This window comes from Micromonospora sp. NPDC004551 (genome assembly GCF_040609975.1).
Taxonomy (GTDB): Bacteria; Actinomycetota; Actinomycetes; order Mycobacteriales; family Micromonosporaceae; genus Micromonospora.
Genome location: NZ_JBEXLM010000022.1, coordinates 67,910 through 88,624, shown reverse-complemented (window position 1 = coordinate 88,624; position 20,715 = coordinate 67,910). Strand labels below are relative to the sequence as shown.

At 73.3% G+C, this 20,715-nt stretch carries 20 protein-coding genes and 2 tRNA genes; 14 read left to right on the top strand and 8 right to left on the bottom strand.

The features are described 5' to 3' along the window. The first annotated feature begins 10 nt into the window (after positions 1-10). Positions 11-958, top strand: coding sequence for an NAD(+) diphosphatase (gene nudC / locus ABZW14_RS23925; RefSeq protein WP_355350453.1), 948 nt, complete (start codon positions 11-13; stop codon positions 956-958). Between the two features lie 293 nt (positions 959-1,251). Here the strand turns inward: nudC and ABZW14_RS23920 are convergent, their stop codons facing one another. From ABZW14_RS23920 to ABZW14_RS23910, 3 genes are all read right to left on the bottom strand, one after another. After that, positions 1,252-1,521, bottom strand: coding sequence for a hypothetical protein (locus ABZW14_RS23920; protein ID WP_355350451.1), 270 nt, complete (start codon positions 1,519-1,521; stop codon positions 1,252-1,254). A 209-nt stretch (positions 1,522-1,730) separates the two neighbouring features. Then, positions 1,731-1,961 carry a DUF397 domain-containing protein gene (locus tag ABZW14_RS23915; RefSeq protein ID WP_355350449.1) on the bottom strand — a complete coding sequence of 77 codons (231 nt, stop codon included), beginning with the start codon at positions 1,959-1,961 and terminating at the stop codon, positions 1,731-1,733. A gap of 68 nt (positions 1,962-2,029) precedes the next feature. Next, positions 2,030-3,010 (bottom strand): helix-turn-helix transcriptional regulator, encoded by a 981-nt coding sequence (locus ABZW14_RS23910; protein WP_355350447.1) that lies wholly within the window; start codon positions 3,008-3,010, stop codon positions 2,030-2,032. A 203-nt stretch (positions 3,011-3,213) separates the two neighbouring features. On the opposite strand from ABZW14_RS23910, the gene ABZW14_RS23905 reads away from it, so the two are divergent. After that, positions 3,214-4,479, top strand: a complete 1,266-nt coding sequence (locus ABZW14_RS23905; protein ID WP_355350445.1) for an MFS transporter — start codon at positions 3,214-3,216, stop codon at positions 4,477-4,479. Positions 4,480-4,538: 59 nt separating this feature from the next. On the opposite strand, the gene ABZW14_RS23900 is transcribed toward ABZW14_RS23905, so the two are convergent. After that, the gene (locus ABZW14_RS23900; protein WP_355350443.1) at positions 4,539-4,781 is read right to left on the bottom strand and encodes a mycoredoxin; all 243 of its coding nucleotides are present in this window, start codon (positions 4,779-4,781) and stop codon (positions 4,539-4,541) included. Positions 4,782-4,872: 91 nt separating this feature from the next. Here ABZW14_RS23900 and ABZW14_RS23895 point away from each other — a divergent pair, with 91 nt between their 5' ends. The 3 genes from ABZW14_RS23895 to ABZW14_RS23885 all read left to right on the top strand — a co-directional run bounded on the left by ABZW14_RS23895 (position 4,873) and on the right by ABZW14_RS23885 (position 7,911). Further along, entirely contained in the window at positions 4,873-7,026 is a 2,154-nt protein-coding gene (locus tag ABZW14_RS23895) for an ATP-dependent DNA helicase UvrD2 (protein ID WP_355350441.1), read from the top strand. A 130-nt stretch (positions 7,027-7,156) separates the two neighbouring features. Continuing rightward, positions 7,157-7,411, top strand: a complete 255-nt coding sequence (locus ABZW14_RS23890) for a hypothetical protein (RefSeq protein ID WP_355350439.1) — start codon at positions 7,157-7,159, stop codon at positions 7,409-7,411. A 134-nt stretch (positions 7,412-7,545) separates the two neighbouring features. Next, positions 7,546-7,911, top strand: coding sequence for a WhiB family transcriptional regulator (locus ABZW14_RS23885; RefSeq protein ID WP_073828771.1), 366 nt, complete (start codon positions 7,546-7,548; stop codon positions 7,909-7,911). A 294-nt stretch (positions 7,912-8,205) separates the two neighbouring features. On the opposite strand, the gene ABZW14_RS23880 is transcribed toward ABZW14_RS23885, so the two are convergent. The 3 genes from ABZW14_RS23880 to ABZW14_RS23870 all read right to left on the bottom strand — a co-directional run bounded on the left by ABZW14_RS23880 (position 8,206) and on the right by ABZW14_RS23870 (position 11,023). Then, positions 8,206-9,552, bottom strand: a complete 1,347-nt coding sequence (locus ABZW14_RS23880; RefSeq protein ID WP_355350437.1) for an AarF/ABC1/UbiB kinase family protein — start codon at positions 9,550-9,552, stop codon at positions 8,206-8,208. A 10-nt stretch (positions 9,553-9,562) separates the two neighbouring features. After that, positions 9,563-10,675, bottom strand: coding sequence for a TOMM precursor leader peptide-binding protein (locus tag ABZW14_RS23875; RefSeq protein ID WP_355350435.1), 1,113 nt, complete (start codon positions 10,673-10,675; stop codon positions 9,563-9,565). A gap of 180 nt (positions 10,676-10,855) precedes the next feature. Next, on the bottom strand, positions 10,856-11,023 hold the full coding sequence (locus tag ABZW14_RS23870) for a DUF5679 domain-containing protein (RefSeq protein ID WP_012014940.1): 168 nt from the start codon (positions 11,021-11,023) through the stop codon (positions 10,856-10,858). A gap of 478 nt (positions 11,024-11,501) precedes the next feature. On the opposite strand from ABZW14_RS23870, the gene ABZW14_RS23865 reads away from it, so the two are divergent. Continuing rightward, a complete protein-coding gene (locus tag ABZW14_RS23865; protein ID WP_355350433.1) occupies positions 11,502-12,032 on the top strand; it encodes a M48 family metallopeptidase in 531 nt (176 codons plus the stop codon). A gap of 94 nt (positions 12,033-12,126) precedes the next feature. Further along, positions 12,127-12,729: a hypothetical protein gene (locus tag ABZW14_RS23860; RefSeq protein ID WP_355350431.1), complete on the top strand. Its 603-nt coding sequence runs from the start codon at positions 12,127-12,129 to the stop codon at positions 12,727-12,729. A 169-nt stretch (positions 12,730-12,898) separates the two neighbouring features. Here the strand turns inward: ABZW14_RS23860 and ABZW14_RS23855 are convergent, their stop codons facing one another. After that, complete coding sequence (locus ABZW14_RS23855; protein WP_355350429.1) at positions 12,899-14,101, bottom strand: zinc-dependent metalloprotease; 1,203 nt, start codon at positions 14,099-14,101, stop codon at positions 12,899-12,901. A gap of 183 nt (positions 14,102-14,284) precedes the next feature. On the opposite strand from ABZW14_RS23855, the gene ABZW14_RS23850 reads away from it, so the two are divergent. From ABZW14_RS23850 to ABZW14_RS23820, 7 genes are all read left to right on the top strand, one after another. Further along, positions 14,285-15,298, top strand: coding sequence for a PDZ domain-containing protein (locus ABZW14_RS23850; RefSeq protein WP_355350427.1), 1,014 nt, complete (start codon positions 14,285-14,287; stop codon positions 15,296-15,298). A 145-nt stretch (positions 15,299-15,443) separates the two neighbouring features. Then, positions 15,444-18,419 (top strand): UPF0182 family protein, encoded by a 2,976-nt coding sequence (locus ABZW14_RS23845; RefSeq protein ID WP_355350425.1) that lies wholly within the window; start codon positions 15,444-15,446, stop codon positions 18,417-18,419. A gap of 151 nt (positions 18,420-18,570) precedes the next feature. Continuing rightward, positions 18,571-19,080, top strand: a complete 510-nt coding sequence (locus ABZW14_RS23840) for a SigE family RNA polymerase sigma factor (protein ID WP_355350423.1) — start codon at positions 18,571-18,573, stop codon at positions 19,078-19,080. Then, on the top strand, positions 19,070-20,005 hold the full coding sequence (locus ABZW14_RS23835; protein ID WP_355350421.1) for a hypothetical protein: 936 nt from the start codon (positions 19,070-19,072) through the stop codon (positions 20,003-20,005). The genes ABZW14_RS23840 and ABZW14_RS23835 overlap by 11 nt, the downstream gene beginning before the upstream one ends. Before the next feature lie 50 nt (positions 20,006-20,055). Then, a tRNA-Met gene (locus tag ABZW14_RS23830) sits at positions 20,056-20,129 on the top strand. 127 nt (positions 20,130-20,256) lie between these two features. Continuing rightward, positions 20,257-20,330, top strand: a tRNA-Met gene (locus ABZW14_RS23825). 109 nt (positions 20,331-20,439) lie between these two features. Further along, positions 20,440-20,688, top strand: a complete 249-nt coding sequence (locus ABZW14_RS23820) for a hypothetical protein (RefSeq protein ID WP_355350419.1) — start codon at positions 20,440-20,442, stop codon at positions 20,686-20,688. Positions 20,689-20,715: the final 27 nt, after the last annotated feature.

Sequence of the window (20,715 nt, the reverse complement as noted above, 5' to 3'; positions counted from 1 at the left end):
GAGGCACCGCGTGACCGGCGAGCCCGCTCCACCGCTGGCCCGGACGGCGCTGGACCGGGCGGCGCACCGGCGGACCGACCCGGGCTGGCTCGCCGAGGCGTGGGAGCAGGCGCGGGTGCTCGTGCTGGACTCGGCCGACGAGGGACGGGCGCTGGTCCGCGGCGAGGCGGCCCCGCCGGAGCTGGTGCTGGTCGGCTCCGGCGAGCTGCCCGAGGTGCCCCGGTCGGTGCCGATGTTCCTCGGCGTCGAGCCGGACGGCATGCCGGTGTTCGCGGTGGACGGGCCGCTGCCCGAGCTGGCCGGCACGCGCCGGGTCAACCTGCGCGAGGTCGGTCATCTGCTGACCGACCGCGACGCCGGGATCTTCACCACAGCGCTGGCGCTGCTCAACTGGCACATCCGGCACGGCTTCTCCTCGTCCAATGGGCAGCCGACCCAGGTGGACGAGGCCGGCTGGTCCCGCGTCGACGAGGGCGGCGGCCGGATCTGGCCGCGTACCGACCCGGCGATGATCGTGCTGGTGCACGACGGCGTGGACGGCCCGGACGGGCGCTGCCTGCTCGGCAACAACGCGACCTGGCCGAGGACCCCGGGCGAGCGCCGCTACTCCTGCCTGGCCGGCTACGTCGAGCCGGGGGAGTCGGCCGAGGCCGCCGTGCTGCGCGAGGTCCGCGAGGAGGTCGGCGTCGCGGTCGAGGAGATCGGGTACGCCGGAAGCCAGTCCTGGCCGTTCCCCGGTTCGCTGATGCTGGGCTTCCTGGCCCGCGCCGACGCCGACGCGCCGATCCGTGTGGACCCGGCCGAGATCGCCCACGCCCGCTGGTTCACCCGGCGGGAGATCGGCGCCGCGCTGGCCGGCGAGCCGGTCCGGGTCGACGGCGGTGACCGCCTGCTGCTCCCGCCGCCCTCGTCGATCGCACTCTTCCTGGTCCACCGCTGGCTGGACGGCCACTGCTGACCAGCGAGAGAGGCTCCGGCCGGGACCGTCGCGCCTCCCGGCCTCCGGGCCTGCGAACCCGCGGCACCACCTCACACCACGCTGTCGACCTGATGTCCTGAACGACCTCCCGCCCTTGGCCGTCGTCGCCGCGGCAGTCCGGTGACCGGCGGGGCACGGGCCTGGACGCGGTCCCGGCCCGAGATCGTCGTTGCCGCGGCGGTCTCGGGCCGGGAACACGGACCGTCGTGACCGGGAAAGGCGTGGAACGCGGCGGGGGAGCCGGTCCGGCCACGACGGACGTCAGTGGCGGGTCAACTGCCGCCCCAGTGGTACGGGTGACCCGGCTCCAGGTCCGTGATGGGCAGCACCTTGACGCGGTGCCGGCCGGCGCGGACGGCGCCCACCGTGGACAGTGCCCGGGCGAGCAGCAGGGCGGCGTCCCGGTCCTCGGCGTGGACGACCTGGCGGCGGGCCTCCGGGAGGCTCGTCTCGTCCCGCAGCCGGCCTCCGCCGGCCCACGCGGCGGCGATGTCGCTGTCGCAGGCGGCACGGATCTCGGTGCGGACGATCAGGAACCGCATGGTGGCCCCCGGGTGCGGATGGACGGATGCAGACTGCAACTTCCACGTCACTCTTGCGTCATGTTACGCCCGCGCGGCGTCCCAGCAAGTGAAACCCGCCTATCGACCGCGGCATCGACCGATCGGGTGATGCCAGCTCAGCACGGTTGTCGGGGCCGGACGCGCAAGGGGCCGCCGGCGGACGCCGACGGCCCCGGAACCTCGCCGGATCAGTTCAGGTCGAACTGGCCGTTCTTCGCCCCGGCGATGAAGCCGAGCCAGCCGGCCCGGTTGAACAGCAGCACCGGCCCGCGCGGGTCCTTGCTGTCCCGCAGCGCCACCGCTCCGGGCCCGGTACGCAGGGGCGCGACCTCCACGCAGTTGGAGGTCTGGCTGCGGGTGCTCTTGCGCCAGGCGGCGCCGGCGAGCTGCTCGGACGAGCTGTTGCGGATCTCGTTCATGGTTCTGCTCCTGCTCTGGAGTGCTCCGATGGGAACGAGTGACGCCGCAGGCCGGACGGCCCCGTGGATCACCGGTCCGTCGTCAGGCGCCCCGAGTCGCGGCGGCGCTGGGTCGGCGCCGTTGCCGGCCCGAACGCCACGGTGGACTCGGCTGCCGTGCCGGTCAGCCGTCCCGTCGCCTCGATCAGCCAGGAGAGGGTGTCCGATGCGGAGAGCGCCGCCGAGCATAGCCACTCGAACACCACTTTATAGCGATTTAGGGTGTTTATCTCGGTCGACATGACGTCGGTGAAGCCACCTTCGATGGCCAGCGTCTCCGGATCGAGCGGGTCGGCGAAGCGGTAGACCGAGAAGGCGGTCGGCGGGAGGTACCAGTCGCCGACCCTGGTTTCCCGCAGCAGCAGGCGTAGCGTCACGTTCGGCAGCAGGGCCAGCTCGCAGAGGTGGACGATCTGTTCGTGCAGCACCTCGGGCGGCCCGGCCCGGCGGCCGAGTGCGGCCTCCTCCAGCACCGCCGTGTAGCGCGGCGCGTCGGGTGAGCGGGTCAGCAGCGACTGGCGGGCCTGCCGGGCGCGTACCTCGGTCTCCGGGTCCTCCATCTCCAGGTCGCCGGCCTCCTCGGCGACCTGGGCCGCCGACATGATCCGGTGCCGGGCGTACCCCGGGGTCTGCAACAGCCCGGGCACCAGGACCGGGTTGTACTCGGAGATCTCCGCGCACCCCGCCTCCAGTTCGGCGAAGCCGCGCTGCTGCTGGGTCATCACCGGGAAGTTGCGCAGCCAGCCGCGCATGTCGCCGGCCTCCTGGGTGATCCCCAGCAGTTCCTCGCGCAGGTCGTCCTCCGCGCCGTAGAGGGTCAGCAGGACGCCCACGTCGTCCGGGTCGGGACGGCTGCGGCCGTTCTCCAGGCGCGACAGCTTGGACGCGGAGGCCCAGCCGATCCGCTCGATGACCTGGTCGCCGGTGAGGCCGGCCTGCTCGCGCAGCCGGCGCAGCTCGGTGCCGAGCCTGCGTCGGCGCAGGATCGGGCCTGGTGCGGCAGGAGGCACGGTGTCCTCTTTCCCGTCGACCGTCGCAGGACGCGACGGTAACTGTCTGAAATTCGCCCCCCACGGTCAGTATGGACGGCGCGACCGGCGTCGGAGGTTCCGGCGGGGGCGTGTCACGCGACAAAAAGAGGACTGTGGAGGAGTGCCTTCACCGGCGCCCGCCCCCGACGCGCCGGCTGGCGCACCCCCGCCGGAGGAACCCGATGCGCACCGTCCTGCGCCGCCCCGACTTCCGCCTGCTCTTCGTCGCGCTGCTGGCGAGCATGGCGGCCGAGTCGATCCTGCTGCTGGCCCTGGCCGTCTGGGTCAAGGACCTCACGGGGTCGGACGGCATGGCCGGGGCGACCATCTTCGCCGTCATCGCGCCCATGGCGCTGGCCCCGCTGGTCGGCTGGGTGGTCGACCGGTGCCGCCGCCGGCCCCTCTACGTGGCCGCCAACCTCGGCACGGCCGTGCTGCTCTGCCCTCTCCTCGCGGTCCACGACCGCGCCGACGTCTGGCTGATCTACGTGGTGGCGGCGCTCTACGGGCTGTCGTACATCACGTTGAGCGCGGTGCTCAGCGGGCTCATCCGGCACCTCGTGCCGGGCGATTTGCTGGCCGACGCCAACGGGGTGCTGCAGACCGTCCGGCAGGGGCTGCGCCTGGTCGGCCCGCTGGCCGGGGCCGGGCTGTACGCCGCGGTCGGCGGCTGGTTGCTGGTCGCCCTGGCCATGACCGGCTTCCTCACCGCCGCCGCGGTGGTCGGCCTGATCCGGGTCGCCGAGACCACCCCGGCCCGGCCCGCGCGCCGCTGGCCGTCCGGGCTGGGCGCCGGGCTGCGGCACCTGGCCGGCGACCCCGCGCTGCGCCGGGCCCTGCTCGGGTACGGGCTGGGCTCACTCATGATGGGCTTAACCGAGTCGCTGATCTTCGCGTACGTCGACCTCGGGCTGGGCCGGGACGCCGCGTTCGTCGGTGTGCTGGTCACCGTGCAGGGGGTCGGCGGACTGGTCGGCGGGCTCGTCTCGGCCACGGTGGTGCGCCGAGCCGGCGAGGTGGGCGCCCTGGGCGCCGGGGTGACCTTCTTCGGGCCGGCCGCGCTGGCGCTCGCGTACCCCCGGCTCTGGCTCGGCTTGGTGGCGCTGCTGCTGGCCGGGGTCTCCCTGCCGCTGACCATGGTGGGGCTGAACACGCTGATCCAGCGGCGGACCCCGCCGGGGCTGCTCGGCCGGGTCGCCGCCGCCTCGGAGGCGCTGGTCAGCGGCCCGCAGGCGGTCTCCATCGGGGCCGGCGCGCTGCTCGTCGGCGTGTTCGACTACCGCCTGCTCTTCGCCCTGGTCGGGCTGACGACCACGGCCGCGGGCCTCTACCTCTGGCGCGGCCGCCGGCTCACCGCGCCCCGGCCCGTCCTGGTCCACGTGCCGGCCCCGCGCCGCCCGCTCGACCACGAGGTGCTCGCCGCGACCCGCCGGCGCCGGACGCCCTGAGACACGACAGCGGCCCGCCCCCGAAGAGGGCGGGCCGCTGTCGCAGGGTGCGGGCCGGGTCAGCCGGCGAGGCTGGCCAGGTGCTGCTTGACCTGGGTGATCGAGGGGTTGGTCAGGGCGCTGCCGTCGTCGAACCGCAGCGTCGGGACGGTCTGGTTGCCGCCGTTGACGCTCATCACGAACTCGGCGGCCTTCGTGTCCTGCTCGATGTCGACCACCTCGTACCCGATGCCCTCCCGGTCGAGCTGCGACTTCAGCCGGTGGCAGTAGCCGCACCACGGGGTGGAATACATCGTCAACATGGTCAGGTCCTCCAAGGGGTGACTCGCGCCCGGTCCGATCAGGCCAGGCTAATCGCTGCAACATCGCCGGAGGCTGGAATGATTCCTGGCTGTGGTGGTTCACTCAGCGGCGGAACGGGTGCTCGCCGGCCTCGACCCGGAGCAGCGGTCCGCGGTGACCGCCCCGGCCGGCCCGGTCTGCATCCTGGCCGGCGCCGGGACCGGCAAGACCCGCGCGGTGACCTCCCGGATCGCGCACCGGGCGCTCACCGGCGACATCTCCGCCCGGCACGTGCTGGCGGTCACCTTCACGGCCCGCGCCGCCGCGGAGATGCGGGCCCGGCTCACCGGGCTGGGCGTGGGCGGCGTCCAGGCCCGCACGTTCCACGCGGCGGCGCTGCGCCAGGTCCGCTACTTCGCGCCCCGGCTGCTGGAGGGCCGGGCCATGCCGGAGTTGCTGGACAGCAAGGTCCGGGTGGTCACCCTGGCCGCCGCCAAGGTGGGCCTGCGGGCCGACCGGGCCGCCGCCCGAGACCTGGCCGGGGAGATCGAGTGGGCCAAGTCGTCGCTGGTCGAGCCGGCCGAGTACGTGGTGGCCGCGGCCAAGGCACTGCGGGAGACCCCGCACGAGCCGGCGAAGGTGGCCGAGGTCTTCGCCGCGTACGAGCGGCTCAAGCGCGGCAACGGGGTGATCGACTTCGAGGACATGCTGCGCGCCGCGGTCTGGGGGATCGAGGAGCACGCCGACGTCGCCGAGCAGGTCCGCGGCCAGTACCGGCACTTCGTGGTCGACGAGTACCAGGACGTCAACCCGCTCCAGCAGCGGTTGCTGGACGCCTGGCTCGGCGGCCGGGACGACCTCACCGTGGTCGGCGACGCCAGCCAGACCATCTACTCGTTCACCGGGGCGACCTCGTCCTACCTTGTCGACTTCCCGCGCCGCCACCGCGGTGCCACGGTGATCCGGCTGGTCCGCGACTACCGTTCCACCCCGCAGGTGGTCGGGCTGGCCAACGCGGTGATCTCCCAGGCCCGGGGCGCGGAGGCCCGGCTCCGGCTGGAGTTGCACGGCCAGCGCCCGCCCGGCCCCGAGCCCGAGTTGCGGATCTTCACCGACGAGCCGGCCGAGGCCAACGCGGTCGCGGCCCGCTGCCGGGCGCTGGTCGACGGCGGCACCCCGGCCCGGGAGATCGCGGTGCTGTTCCGCACCAACGCGCAGTCCGAGGCGTACGAGAAGGCGCTCACCGAGGCCGCCGTGCCGTACGTCGTGCAGGGGGCGGAGCGCTTCTTCGAGCGCCCCGAGGTGCGCCAGGCGATGATCGCGCTGCGCGCCGCCACCCGGTCCATCCCGGGGGAGACCCCGCTCCCGGCCGCCGTCGTGGAGGGGCTCGCCGCGGTCGGCTGGGCGCCGGACGCGCCCCCGGCCGGTGGGGCCGCGCGCGAGCGGTGGGAGGCGCTCGCCGCCCTGGTCCAGCTCGCCGAGGAGTACGCGGCGACGCCCGAGGTCGTGCCGATCGGTGAGGCCGCCGCGATCGAGCGCCCGGTCACCCTCGGCGACTTCAACGAGGAACTGGCCCGGCGGGCCGCCCAGCAGCACGTGCCCACCGTGGAGGGGGTGACGCTCGCCTCCCTGCACTCCGCCAAGGGTTTGGAGTGGGACGCCGTCTTTCTGGTCGGGCTGGCCGAGGGCACGCTGCCCACCACCTACGCGAAGACACCCGAGCAGGTCGAGGAGGAGCGGCGGCTGCTCTACGTGGGGATCACCCGGGCGCGGGAGTGGCTCTGGCTGTCGTACGCGGCGGCCCGCTCGCCCGGTGGCCGGGCCCGGCGCCCGTCCCGCTTCCTGCCCCAGCTGGACCGCTCGGGCGGCGGCGAACGGGCCGGTGCGGGGGCGGCCCGGCGCACCGAACGGCGGCGTACCCAGGTGGTCTCCTGCCGGATCTGCGGCGCCACCCTGCTCGCCGGGGCGGATCGGAAGCTGGGCCGCTGCCCGACGTGTCCGTCCGACCTGGACGAGGACCTGTACGAACGGCTGCGCGAGTGGCGGCAGCGGGTGGCCGGGGCGCAGAAGGTGCCCGCGTACGTGGTCTTCACCGACGCCACGCTGACCGCGCTGGCCGAGCGCCGGCCGGGCCGCACCGAGGAGCTGATCGCGATCGCCGGGATCGGCCCCCGCAAACTGGGACTTTACGGCGATACGGTGCTGGCCCTGGTGGCTGGCGCGGCAGTGGACGAGGTCTGCCCGCAGAAAAGTTTCGAAATCTAGCCGTAAATCGTTTGCCCTCGCCCCGAGGCGAGGAATAGCCTCATGACACACCTCGCGAGCGGCGCCATTCTGGCTGCTCACGGGGGTTGAGTCCATGGTCGGCACGAGGAGAGACGAGGAGGTGGCACCCGTGGAGATCTTCACCTATGAGCGTCTGGCGGCGATGCCAGCTGCCGTCGCTCCGCTGTCGTCCGTCCGGGTGGCCCTTGCCGCTCGACCGTCGGCTCCGCAGGTGCACCAGGCCCAGGTTCAGGCCGAGCTGAACCTGACCGTCGCGCCGCTGGCGGAGATCGAGGGGACCAGTGGCTTCGCGGGCATGGGCATCGGTGACGTCAAGAAGCGCACGGATGTCCGCGGCGTTCCACCTCGAGGTAGACCGGTCTGATCCATCAGACCACCGGCTCACCTCGAGGCCGCGGAACCCGCACACCGGGATCCGCGGCCTCAGTTTTTTTGCACCGCAGTAGTGCCGAAGTAATGCGATCCACGAGATCGAAGTGAGAGAGAGGTGACCGGAGGATGAGTCTGGCGTTGGCCCCGCTCGACGTGAGCGTCGAGGTGGAGGCGAACCTGCCCTGCCGGAAGTTCGACCCCGACCTGTGGTTCTCCGACTCGCCTGCCGAGCTCGAGCTGGCCAAGTCGCTCTGCGGGGACTGCCCGCTGCGCGTCGAGTGCCTTGCCGGCGCGGTGGAGCGGGCCGAGCCCTGGGGCGTCTGGGGCGGCGAGATCTTCGAGCGTGGCGCGGTCGTCCCGCGCAAGCGGCCCCGTGGCCGTCCGCGCAAGGAGGACCTCGCCCGTGACGCCCAGCTCCGGGTCGAGGCGGAGGCGCGACTGGCGGCCAGTGGGCTGTCCGAGTCGCGTAGCGCCGTCCGGCTGGCAGCCTGACACAACCCCGTTCCAACGTCCCTGCCGGTGATCTTCACCGGCCACGAGAAAGTCGAAAAGATGCTGCACCTGCCGAATGGAACCGAGATGCAACTACTCCACGAAGCGTTGTCCCGGGCTCGAATGCGCCGGCCTCAGGCCGGCACCACCACGCGCACTGAGGCAACCACTTCCGCCCGTACCGTCGCCATGCGTGGCCGTAGCCAGTCGGCCCGCGACCTGGGCGTTCTCTAGATCCCGACAACACGGAAGGGGCGGTGACCGTACGGTCACCGCCCCTTCGGCGTGCGTGGGTCAGCTCACCGGGGCGAAGCCGGGCAGCCAGCGCTCCAGGATCGCCCGGTAGGGCGCCTTCGCCTCCAGCTGGCAGAGCACCCCGATCGAGCCCAGCGTCACCCGGTGGATCATCAGGTAGGACGGGGGCAGGTTGAGCTGCCGGCTGAGCTGGTAGGTGGGGGAGCGCGGGCTGGCCAGCCGGGCCGCCTGGGCGCGCAGCCAGGCCCGGGTGAACCGGAACTCGTCCGCGGCGATCGGCTCCAGCATCGGCCGGAGGAAGTCCAGCACCGCCTCCGCGTCGATCGGCTCGGTGGGGCTCACGAAACCCTCGTCCCGCAGCCCGGCCACCACCGCGTCCGCGTCGTCGCGCAGCGCCAGCGCGGCGATCCGGCCGATCGGCTCGGGGGTGCCCTCCGGCATCCGGGCCACCGCGCCGAAGTCGATCACGCCGAGCCGGCCGTCGGGGAGCAGCCGGAAGTTGCCCGGGTGCGGGTCGGCGTGCAGCAGCCCGGCCCGCATCGGCGCGGAGAGGTGCAGCTCGGCCATCAACCGCCCGGCCTCGTCGCGCTGCTCCTCGGTGCCCTCCCGGATGATCTGCGACAGCGGGATGCCCTCGACCCACTCGGTGATCAGCACCCGGGGCGCGGCGTCGAGCACCTCGGGGATGTAGATGTCCGGATCGTTGGCGTACGCGGCGGCGAAGGCGCGCTGCGACTCGGCCTCCAGCTCGTAGTCCAGCTCCTCGGTGATCCGCTCGCGCAGCTCGACCAGGAGCGGCTTGACGTCCAGCCCGGGCTGGATCGCCCGGAACATGCCGCCCAGCCGGGAGAGCTGCTTCAGGTCGGCGAGCAGGGCGTCCCCGGCACCCGGGTACTGGATCTTCACGGCCACGTCCCGGTGGCGCGGGCCGCCGTTCGGCCCGTAGCCCGGGTCGCGCCAGACCGCGCGGTGCACCTGGCCGATGCTGGCCGCGGCGGCCGGCGTGTCGTCGAACTCGACGAACCGGTCCCGCCACTCCGGCCCCAACTGCTCGGCCAGCACCTTGTGCACGGTCGCCGCGGGCAGCGGCGGGGCGGCCTCCTGGAGCTTGGTGAGCGCCTGCCGGTAGGGCGCCGCGATCTCGTCCGGCAGCGCCGCCTCGAAGACCGACAGGGCCTGCCCGAACTTCATGGCCCCGCCCTTGAGCTGCCCGAGCACGCTGAACAGCTGCTCGGCGGTGCGCTGCTGGATCTCGGCGGAGATGACGTCGGACGCGAGCCCGGTGACCCGCTTGCCCATGCCGAGGACGGTTCGACCGGCGAAACCGAGCGGCAGAGCGGCGAGCTTGGCGGTCCGGGACACGGCCCGGCGCGGGATGTCGGTCACCCGGTCATTGTTACCGACTGGACGGGCCCGCTGCTGCTGTGCGGCCGGGAGCGGGTGGGGCCGACCGGATCGGGCGACGCCCCGCGCACCCGCAGGAGGGGTGCGGCGGCCACCGGCGGTGCCGGAACCGCCCGGGCTGCCCGATTTCGACCGCGCAGCCCAGAGTCTCGGGGGTGCCGCCGTCGAGGTGGGTCAACACCTCGGCCGCCGCGTAGGCCGTCGCGGCCAGGCGGGTGGTGGCCGCGCAGGCCCGGTCGCCGTCGGCGGCCGCGAGCTGGGCGGCCAGCGCCGGCCATTCCGGGTCGCGATCGGTCCGGTGCAGGTCGAGGCAGTGCAGGCAGGGGCCCACCGGCGGGCGCACCAGCGGGCCGACCACCGGCACGCCGCCGCGCAGGTCGACCAGGAGGTGCGGCTGGCGGCGGCGCGCGTAGCCGGTGGCGAGCAGGGCGGCCGGGCGGTCCACGCCGAGCTGGACCACCAGGTCGGCGCGGCCCGGCCGGAGCGGCGCGGTCTCCGTGCCCGGCACGCACCGGGCCAGCGCCGCGCGCAGCGCCGGCGCCAGCGGGTGGCCCAGCTCCGCGCCGGTGAGGCCAGTGCCGACCAGGTCACCCGGCCGGACCGGGCCGGCCAGGTCGGGTACGACGTGCCCCACCCCGGCCTGCGCCAGCGCGACGGCGATCGCCGCGCCGAGCCGCCCGGCCCCGGTGACCAGCACCCGTGCCGCCCGGCGGCGGCGCAGCAGCCGGGCCGGCGTGCCGGGCAGGTCGGGCGCGGCCAGGGCCAGGGCGGCGGCCTCCCCGGTGAGGCGGGCCCGGACCGGCCCGGTGAGGTCGCGGGGGAGCAGGCTCTGCGCGGGTACGACGAGAGCGGCGGCCCGGAGCGTGTCGAGCAGCATCCGGGCCTCGGCCGGCGGGACCCGCGCGGCGGTGGCGGCGGCCAGCACGGCCCGCTCGCTGCGGGTGCCGTCGAGCAGGTCGAGCAGGCGGACGGCGCCCGGGCTGGTCACCTCCAGCAGCACGGCCCGGCCGGGTTCCACCCCGAGCTGGAGGGTGTGCCGGTCCCGCCACAGCCGGGCCAGGCCGGGCAGCAGCGTCGGGCGGGCGAGGGGTATCGGGTCGGTCATGCCACGAATCGTGACCGTGTCCGCGCTCTCCGTCGATCGTTGTCCACAGGTGCGCTGGGCCCTGGCCAGCGTTGTCCACAGGGAAACCGGGGTTGTCCACAACCGGCCGGTAGCAACTGTCGGGTACGCGACGGGGGAGGGGCGGCTGCCGCCACCCCTCCCCCGTACGACCCGGGTGGGTCAGACCTTGGCCTTGCCCAGGATGCGGTTCACTGTTGTGCCGCACACCGGGCACTTGCCCTTGGCCATGTTCATGCCGGTCTTCGAGACCTCCACGCGGCCCTCGAAGTCCCGCTTCTCCTTGCACTTCACGCAGTAACCGTTGTAGGTCTGGGCCTGGTCGGCCACGGTAGCCCTCCTCGTCTCGTCCGCCGGACGCCTCCGGCGGGTTTCCCTGCGGCGGGCCACGCGTGGCGCCGGCGCCGGGGGGTTCTCCGCGGTCACTCACATGACCGCTGGTTGGCGGACCCTACCCAGGTATGGGCGGTTCCATGTCAGCTGTGCGCCGACTCTGTGAGCAAGTCGACGTCGAGAGTGTGCATGCCGCGTTACGTCGGATAAGTCAGTTTCGCGGGGACACGCCGGGTGAATGCCCTCAGATCCCCCTTCGGGGCAGCCCCACCGCGACAGCTCGTCCGTAGATCACCTAACGTTGACAGGGCCCGGCAGGTGATGGTCAACTGCCGCCGCAAAGAAATTTTTCAGGACTCCTGACGACCAACCGCCATTTTCCGGACGCGTGTCGTCGTGTTGACTCTTGCGGACCCCTGGTCAGTACGCATTAGCTTTCCCTCGTGACAGTCATCCGAGGCTGCGCGGACCAGTGATGGCCGGGACGCGGAAGCCCGTCGTCGAAGTGCGGCGCAGTCAGCGCCGGCGACGCACGGTGTCCGCGTACCGCGACGGGGAGCGCGTCGTGGTGCTCATCCCCGACCAGTTCTCCCGCGCCGAGGAGAGCGAGTGGGTCGACCGGATGCTGGCCCGGCTCGCCGCCCGCGAGGGCCGGCTCGCCCGCTCGGATGCCGAGCTGCTGGCCCGGGCCACCCGGCTGATCAACCTCTACCTCTCCGAGCACGAGGCCGCCGCCACGCCGGCGAGCGTCCGCTGGGTGACCAACCAGAACGGCCGCTGGGGTTCCTGCACCCCCGCCGACCGCACCATCCGGATCTCCCACCGCATCCAGGACATGCCCGACTGGGTGATCGACTACGTGCTGCTGCACGAGCTGGCACATCTCATCGTGCCGAGCCACAACGCCGCCTTCTGGGCCCTGGTCGGCCGCTACCCAAAGAGCGAGCGAGCCCGCGGCTACCTGGAAGGCGTAGCCGCCACCTCCGGCGTCCCCCTGACGGACTGACCCGGCGCTCCCTCCGCGCCCTCACTGTTCGCGGGCGCGGCGGGTGCTGCCGCGTCATCGGGGACGCGGGCGAACGGCGGGTTAGGGTCGTCGGGTGGCTCGACGTGTGGTGGTGGCGTTGCTCGGCCCGGTGGGGTGGACGCCGCCGGGGATCGATCCGGCGCGGTGGCGGAGCGCCCTCGCCGAGGACGTGGTGGATCTGCTGGCCACGCTCAACGAGGTCGAGACCGCCGTGGCGGTGACGCCGGAGGACCGATGGCTGGCTGACGCGGTGGTCTGGCCCGGCACGACGGTCTACGAGGTGCCGCAGCCCACGGCCGCCGCGGTGTTCGCCGCGCTGACCGGGTACGACCAGGCGGCCGTGGTGGTCGCCGACGCGCCCGACGTGCCGGGGCTCACCCTCGGCAAGCTGCTCCGGCCGCTGACCAGCCGCCCCGTCGCGGTCGCCCCGGTCGAGGGGAACGGGCCGGGGCTGCTCGGAGTGGCCGCCCGGCTGCCCGTGCCGGAGTGGTTGCCGGCGCTGGACCTGGACAGGACCGCGCCGGCCGAGGTGCGTGCCGCCGCACCGCGCCCCGGAGACGTGGCCGTCACCGCCGGGTGGCGCCGCCTGCGCGGCCCGGCCGACCTGGCCACCCTCGACCCGGCCTTCGAGGGCTGGGAGGCGACCCGGGCGCTGCTCTCCGGCCAGCCCGGCTGAACGCACGCGATCGGGCGCGCCCCGACCGGCGGATGACCGACGCGGCCGAGGGCGGGCGCGGTAGGTGCGCCGGGAGCAGCACAGCGGGGCGGGGGCAGGGCGGACCGGGCTCGTCGGACGCGCCGGGGCCCGCACGAGCACTCGTGCGGGCCCCGGCGGACGTGCGGCGTCAGGACTTGTCGTCGTCCTCGCCCGGGGCCTGCTCCTCCGGCGCGCCGGGCGCGCTGAAGTCGAAGTTCGCCAGTTCCTCGTCCAGGTCGCTGGTGGTGGCGGCGAACGCCTCCGGGTTGGCGAAGTCCTCGTCCGACGGGAGCAGGTCGGGGTGGCCCCAGACCGCGTCCCGGCCGGCGATCCCGCGGTGCTCGGTGAGCGCCGACCAGAGCACGGTCGCCTCGCGCAGGCGGCGCGGCCGCAGCTCCAGACCCACCAGGGCGGCGAACGTCTGCTCGGCCGGACCGCCGGCGGCCCGGCGGCGGCGGAACGCCTCGCCGAGGCGGACCACGTTCGGCAGGCGGTCGCCCGCGGCGCTGTCCACCACGTGGCACACCCAGCCCTCGACGAGGGCGAGCACGGTCTCCAGCCGGGCCAGCGACGCCTTCTGGGCCGGGGTGTCCTCGGGGGTGAAGATGCCCTCCAGGGCGATCGCCTGCATGGACTCGGGATCGGTGGGGTCGACGCGGCCCATGGCCTCCTCGATCGCCTCCCGGTTGACCCGGATGCCCGCGGCGTAGTTCTCGACCGCGGTGAGCACGTGCCCGCGCAGCCACGGGACGTGCTGGAAGAGCCGCTGGTGGGCGGCCTCGCGCAGGGCCACGTAGAGGCGGACCTCGTCCTCGGGCAGTTCGAGGCCCTCGCCGTACGCCCGGATGTTGGCCGGGACGAGCGCGGCGGTGCCGGCGGGGCCGAGCGGCAGGCCGATGTCGCCGGCGGAGAGCACCTCGGCGGCGAGCGAGCCGAGCGCCTGGCCGAGCTGGCCGCCGAAGAGCGCGCCGCCCAGCGTGGCGACCATCGACTGCATCGGGCCGAGCTGTGCCCGGGCCTCCGGCGGCACGAGATCGCCCATGGCGCCGACCATCCGGCTGGCCACCGGGTCGCAGAGCTTGCGCCACACGTCGAGGGTCTTGTAGATCCACTCGTTGCGGTTCCAGGCGACGGACGTCCGGATGCCGGTGGGCCACGAGGTGGCCGGCTCCAGCCAGAGGTCGGCGATGCGCAGCGCCTCCTCCACCGCGTTGCGTTCGAACGGCGAGACCGCCGGGTCGCCGGCGGCGGCGAGCTGGCTCGCGGCCACCTGCCGGGCGAGGTCCCAGTTGACCGGCCCGCTGCCCGGCGCGGAGAGCAGGTGCTGCAACTGCGACATGAACTGCTGCATCTGCGCGGGATCGTTGGGGTCTGGTGGTTGCCCACCCGGGAGCGCGAAGCCGAACGGAATATCAGGCACGACCTCTACGGTACGCGCGCCCCGCCGCAGGTCGTGCGCGTCGGCGTTGCGCTGAGGGCGAAGCCGGTGGTCACCGCGCCGGACGTTCCGGGCCGGATCGGTACGCTCTGGCGCATGAGACGTCGCGGCGTGACCGTACTCCTCGGTGCACTGCTCACCGCCCTGCTCAGCGTCGGCGTGCTGAGCGTGCCCATCCCGTACGTGGTGCTCGGTCCCGGCCCGACCGTCAACACGCTGGGCAGCGAGGACGGCAAGGAGGTCATCCAGGTGACCGGCCGGGCGACGTCCACCTCCGCCGGGCAGCTCCGGCTGACCACGGTGGGTGTGCAGCCCACCGTCCGGCTGCGCTCGGCGCTGGCCGGGTGGTTCTCCAAGGACGAGGCGGTGGTGCCACGCGAGCTGGTCTACCCGCCGGGGGAGTCGCAGGAGGAGGTCGAGCAGCGCAACGCCGAGGACTTCCAAAACTCGCAGACCAGCGCCGAGACGGCGGCCCTGCGGGAGCTGGGCTTTCCGATCCGGGTGCTGGTCAAGACGGTCACGGCGGGCGGCCCGTCGGTCGACGTGCTCAAGCCCAACGACGTGATCACCTCGGTCGACGGCCAGCCGGTGACCAGCGCGGCCCGCCTCACGGAGCTGATCCGGGCCAAGCCGGCCGGCACCGCGCTGAAGATCGGCTACACCCGGGCCGGTGCGCCGGCCACCGCCACGGTGACCAGCCGGGAGCAGGACGGCCGGCCCCGGATCGGCATCGAGATCGACCAGCAGCAGCCGCACCCGTTCACCCTCAAGATCGACCTCGGTGACATCGGCGGCCCCAGCGCCGGGCTGATGTTCGCCCTGGGCATCGTCGACAAGCTGGAGCCGGCCGACCTGACCGGGGGGAAGGTCATCGCCGGCACCGGCACCATCGACGACGAGGGCCGGGTCGGCCCGATCGGCGGCATCGCCCAGAAGCTGGTCGGCGCCAAGCAGGCCGGGGCGAAGGTCTTCCTGGTGCCGGCGGACAACTGCGCCGAGGCGGTCCGCAACCCGCAGCCCGACCTGCCGTTGCTCAAGGTGGCGTCGCTGGACGACGCTTTGACGGCGCTGGAGAAGCTCCGCGCGGGAGGCCAGCCGACCCGCTGCTGACCCCTCGCGGGCGCGCCACCGGCCCCGGCGTGCCGGCCACCGGACGATCGTGACGTGACCTTGACCCGACGCGTTCAGGAACACCCCGTACTCTGGGTGCCTGGTCGGAGCCGATCACATCGAGCGTGCGGAGCCAACAGTGGTCATGCGTAGCAGCCCCCTGCCGAGGATGAGCCGGCGCGGACGCGTCACCATCGGGGTCCTGATCGGGGTGTTCGTGCTCTTCACCCTGCTCGGGTGGGGGGTCAGCGCGTGGACCGACTGGCTCTGGTTCGACGAGGTCCGCTACACCCAGGTCTTCACCGGCGTGCTCGCCACCCGGCTGCTGCTGTTCCTGGTGATCGGCCTCGGCATGGCGGTGATCATCGCCGGCAACCTCTGGCTGGCCCACCGGCTGCGCCCGCAGCTGCGGCCGCACTCCGCCGAGCAGGCCACGCTGGAGCGCTACCGGATGCTGCTGAGCCCCCGGCTCGGCACCTGGATCGCCCTGGCCTCCGCGGTCATCGGGCTGTTCGCCGGCCTGTCCGCGCAGAGCCGGTGGAGCCAGTGGCTGCTGTTCCGCAACGGCGGCGACTTCGGCGTGAAGGATCCGGAGTTCGGTGTCGACGTCGGCTTCTACGTCTTCCAGCTGCCGTTCTGGCGCTACCTGCTCGGCGTCGGCTTCACCGCCGTGGTGCTCGCCCTGCTCGGGGCGCTCGCCGTGCACTACATCTTCGGCGGGGTGCGGCTGCAGGGCGTCGGTGACCGGATGACGAATGCCGCCCGGGCCCACCTGAGCTCGCTGGTCGCCGTGTTCGTGCTGCTCAAGGCCATCGCGTACGTGCTGGACCAGCGGGCCATGCTGCTGGAGTACAACGAGGGCGCCAAGCTCTACGGCGCCGGATACGCGGACATCAACGCGCTGCTCCCGGCGAAGGAGATCCTGGCCTGGATCGCCGTCGTGGTGGCCGTCGCGATCATCGTGTTCTCCAACGCGTGGATGCGGAACCTGGTCTGGCCCGGCATCGCGCTCGCCCTGCTCGGCGTCTCGGCCGTGGCGATCGGCGGCATCTACCCGTGGGCCGTGCAGACCTTCGAGGTCAAGCCGAGCGCCCGGGACAAGGAGGCGCCGTACATCGAGCGCAGCATCAAGGCGACGAGGGCCGCGTTCGGCATCGCCGACACGAAGACCACCGGGTACGCGGCGAACAACCTCGTCCCGCCGGCCAGCCTGGCCACCGACACCTCGGTTGTGCAGAACGTCCGGCTGCTCGACCCGCAGCTCGTGTCCGAGACGTACACGCAGCTCCAGCAGGTCCGCGGCTTCTACGACTTCGGCCCGAAGCTGGACATCGACCGGTACGCGACCGGCGGCAAGACCTCCGACTACGTGGTCGGCGTCCGGGAGATCAACTACGGCGAGCTGACCGACCAGCAGAGCAACTGGATCAACCGGCACACCGTCTACACCCACGGCTACGGCCTCGTCGCCGCCCCGGCCAACCAGGTGGTCTGCGGCGGCCAGCCGTACTTCGTCTCCGGCTTCCTCGGCGAGAAGGCGCAGGAGGCGTGCTCCTCGCAGACCGAGCAGATCCCGGCCCAGCAGCCGCGGATCTACTACGGCGAGCGGATGGAGCCCGACGACTACGCGATCGTCGGGCAGACCGGCGACCGCAACGTCGAGTTCGACAAGCCGACCTCCACGGGCGGCGAGCAGTACTACACCTACACCGGCGAGGGCGGCGTCGAGATCGGCTCGTTCACCCGCCGGCTGCTCTACGCGATCAAGGAGCAGGAGTCCAACTTCCTGCTCTCCGAGGCGGTCAACGACGACTCGAAGCTGCTCTACGTGCGTAACCCGCGGGACCGGGTGGAGAAGGTCGCGCCGTTCCTCACCCTGGACGGCGACCCGTACCCGGCGGTGGTGAACGGCCGGGTCATCTGGATCATCGACGGCTACACGACCGCGGCGACCTACCCGTACGCCGAGCGGGTCAACCTCCAGGCGGAGACGGCCGACGAGCTGACCGGGCGGGGCACCTTCCAGCTGGCCCGGGAGAACGTCAACTACATCCGCAACTCGGTGAAGGCGACCGTCGACGCGTACGACGGCACGGTGAAGCTCTACGCCTTCGACGACACCGACCCGGTGCTCAAGGCGTGGAACAAGGCGTTCGGCGGCGACCTGGTGCTGCCCAAGGGCGACATCCCGCCGGAGCTGGCCGAGCACTTCCGCTACCCGGCCGACCTGTTCAAGGTGCAGCGCAACCTGCTCACCAAGTTCCACGTCACCGACCCCGGCGACTTCTACTCCGGCCAGGACTTCTGGCAGGTGCCGAACGTGCCGGACGCGCCGGACAGCGGGCAGAAGCAGCCGCCGTACTACCTGTTCACCCAGTTCCCCGGGCAGGAGGGGCCGCGCTTCCAGCTCACCTCGGCGGTCACCCCGAACGGGCGGCAGAACCTCGCCGCGCTGGTCTCCGGGTCGTACGTCGACGGGCAGCCGAAGCTGGAGGTGCTGGAGCTGCCGGATCAGACCCGGATCTCCGGGCCGGCGCAGGTGCACCAGCAGATGACCAACAACGGTGACATCCGGCAGCAGCTCAACCTGCTCTCCTCCAACCAGGCGCAGGTGCAGTACGGCAACCTGCTGTCGCTGCCCTTCGCCGACGGCATGCTCTACGTCGAGCCGGTCTATGTGAAGAGCAGCAACCAGGACGCGTACCCGTTGCTCCAGAAGGTGCTGCTCTCCTACGGCGACGGCGGCTCGTACGTGGTGCTGGCCAACAATCTGAGCGACGGCATCAAGCAGCTCGTCGAGCAGGGCAAACGGGCGCCTTCCGGCAGCCCGCCGCCGAGCACCGGCGACAACCCGCCGACGACCGGCGGCACCAGCCCGCCGGTGCTCACCGGCGAGCTGGCCGAGGCGGCCGGCAAGGTGCAGAGCGCGATCGCCGAGGTGAAGGCCGCGCAGGCGTCCGGCGACTTCGAGCGGTACGGGCGGGCGCTGAAGGCGCTCGACGAGGCCATGAGCGCGTTCCAGCAGGCGCAGACGGCGGCCAACCCGTCGCCCGGCCCGAGCCCCAGCGGCAGCCCCTCGGCGTCGCCGCCGGCCTCGCCCTCCGCGACACCGAACGGCTGACGCCGAACCGACCACGCGAGCCCGTGGTCCGCGACCCGTAGCGGTCGCGGGCCACGGGCTCGTGTCGCATACCGGTCCGGAACACCCGCAACCCGGTGCCCGCCTCCACCGTCATCAGTGCAGGTGGGCGTGAGGGGAGACGGTAGTCCAGATGCGCGACGCGACGAGCTTCGACGACTTCTACCGCAGCACGTCGGGGCGGGCGCTGCGGTACGGCCGTGCGGTGACCGACGACGCCGCTGAGGCCCAGGACCTGGTCCAGGAGGCGTACGCCCGGGCCTGGCGGCAGTGGGCCCGGCTGGCCGCCCACCCCGCGCCGGAGGCCTGGCTGCGGCTGGTGATCAGTCGCCTCGCCACGGACCGCTGGCGGCGGCTGCGCGGCTGGCGGCTCGCGGCCAGCCGCACCGGCCCGCCGGCCGACGTCGGGCCGCCGGGCGAGGACAGCGTCCTGCTGGTCGCGGCGCTGCGGCAGCTGCCGGCCCGGCACCGGCAGGCCCTCGCCCTGCACTACCTGTTCGACCTGTCGGTGGAGGAGATCGCCCGGGAGGCGGGGGTCCCCACCGGCACCGTCAAGTCCTGGTTGTCCCGGGGCCGGTCCCGGCTGGCCGAGCTGCTGCCCGGCGTGGCCGACGAGGAGCTGGAGGTCAACGATGTCGCGTGAACTGACCCGCCTCTACCGGGCGCTCGCGGAGGACACCGACGAGCGGGTGCTCCCCGCCCCCGACCGGGTGCGCCGCGATGCCGACCGCCGGGCGCGGCAGCGGGCCGCGGTCGGCGCCTTGGCCGTCGTCGGGCTGGTGGCCGGCACCGCCGTCGGCGCGCAACTGGTGCTCGCCGCCGGCCCGGACGCGCCACCCCGGCCGCCCGCCGGCACGCCCACGACCGGCCCCACCGCGACGCCCGCACCGTCCCGCCCCGCGACGGCGTCACCGACGCCCTCGTCGGGCCGTACCGGGACGACGCCGTCCCGGCCGCCGGCCGCGCCGACCACCGGCGCCCGGCCGACCGCCACCACCCCGACCGCGATCCCGGACCGTGCCTTCTTCGCGCTGCCGGCCGCCAACGACGCGGGCACCGGCAACCAGTTCGGCCCCGGACCGGTGCTGCCGGAGCTCTGCGGCGCCGTGCCGGGTGAGGCGCAGCTCGTCGCGCGGCGGGCCCGGACGCTGCCCTTCCGGCGGGCGGGCGCGCCGGCCGAGGAGGTGCCGGCGGGCAGCTACCGGCACAGCGTCGCCGTCTACCGGGCCGGACTTGCGGACGACGCGTTGCGCGAGCTGCGGCAGGCCGTCGCGGACTGCCCCGTGCGGTCGGCCGCCGACGCGCAGGGTGTGACGTGGCGCCAGCGGCTGCTGCCCGACACCGGCTACGGCGACGAGTCGGTCCTGTTCGAGGTCCGGACGCCGTACCGGGACGCGAACGGGGACCCGACCGGTGGCGACGAGGTGCACCTGGTCCGCGCGATCCGCTTCGGCGACGTGGTCACCGTGCTCTGGGAGCAGGGCTGGGAGAGCACGTCGACCGAGCGCGCGCAGTTCGACGCGGACAGCCGCCGCGCGGTCGACGCGATCCGGCGGTGGCTGGCCTGACGGCCCGTTTTGCGCCTCCTGGGTTCTGTGCGCTACGGTTAACGAGCCGACGCGGGGTGGAGCAGCTCGGTAGCTCGCTGGGCTCATAACCCAGAGGTCGCAGGTTCAAATCCTGTCCCCGCTACTCGTTCACGAAGGGCCCTGGAGTTCGCTCCGGGGCCCTTCGTCATGCCGGCCCCGATCCGACCCCGGCCGGATCGGGGAACCCGGCTGATCTCCACGGCGGACATGCGATAGGCTGTACGAGCCGACGCGGGGTGGAGCAGCTCGGTAGCTCGCTGGGCTCATAACCCAGAGGTCGCAGGTTCAAATCCTGTCCCCGCTACTGTCACGAAAGGCCCCGGAGGAAACTCCGGGGCCTTTCGCCATCTCCGGCCGTGATGATCCGGCCCGTCCGTCCTGCCAGGGTTGCGCTTCTCGGCGAGGATGGGGGCATGTCTGGTTGGAACAGATGGTGGGGCCGCCTCAGCGCGGTCCTCGGTGCGGTCGTGCTCTCGGTGTTCGTGCCGGTCGCGGCCTGGGCCTCCACGGGTACCGGCGAGCTGGTCGTGGAGGCCGCCCGGCGGCGGTCCCGGGGCGGCGGCGGCTTCCTCGGGTTGCTCTGCTGCCTGGTGGTGGTCGTCGTGATCGTGCTGCTGGTGCTGCGCCTGATGCGCGGCCGGCGCGGCGGCCCGCCGCGCTGACGGGAACGGGTCCGCCCGCCGCGCCCT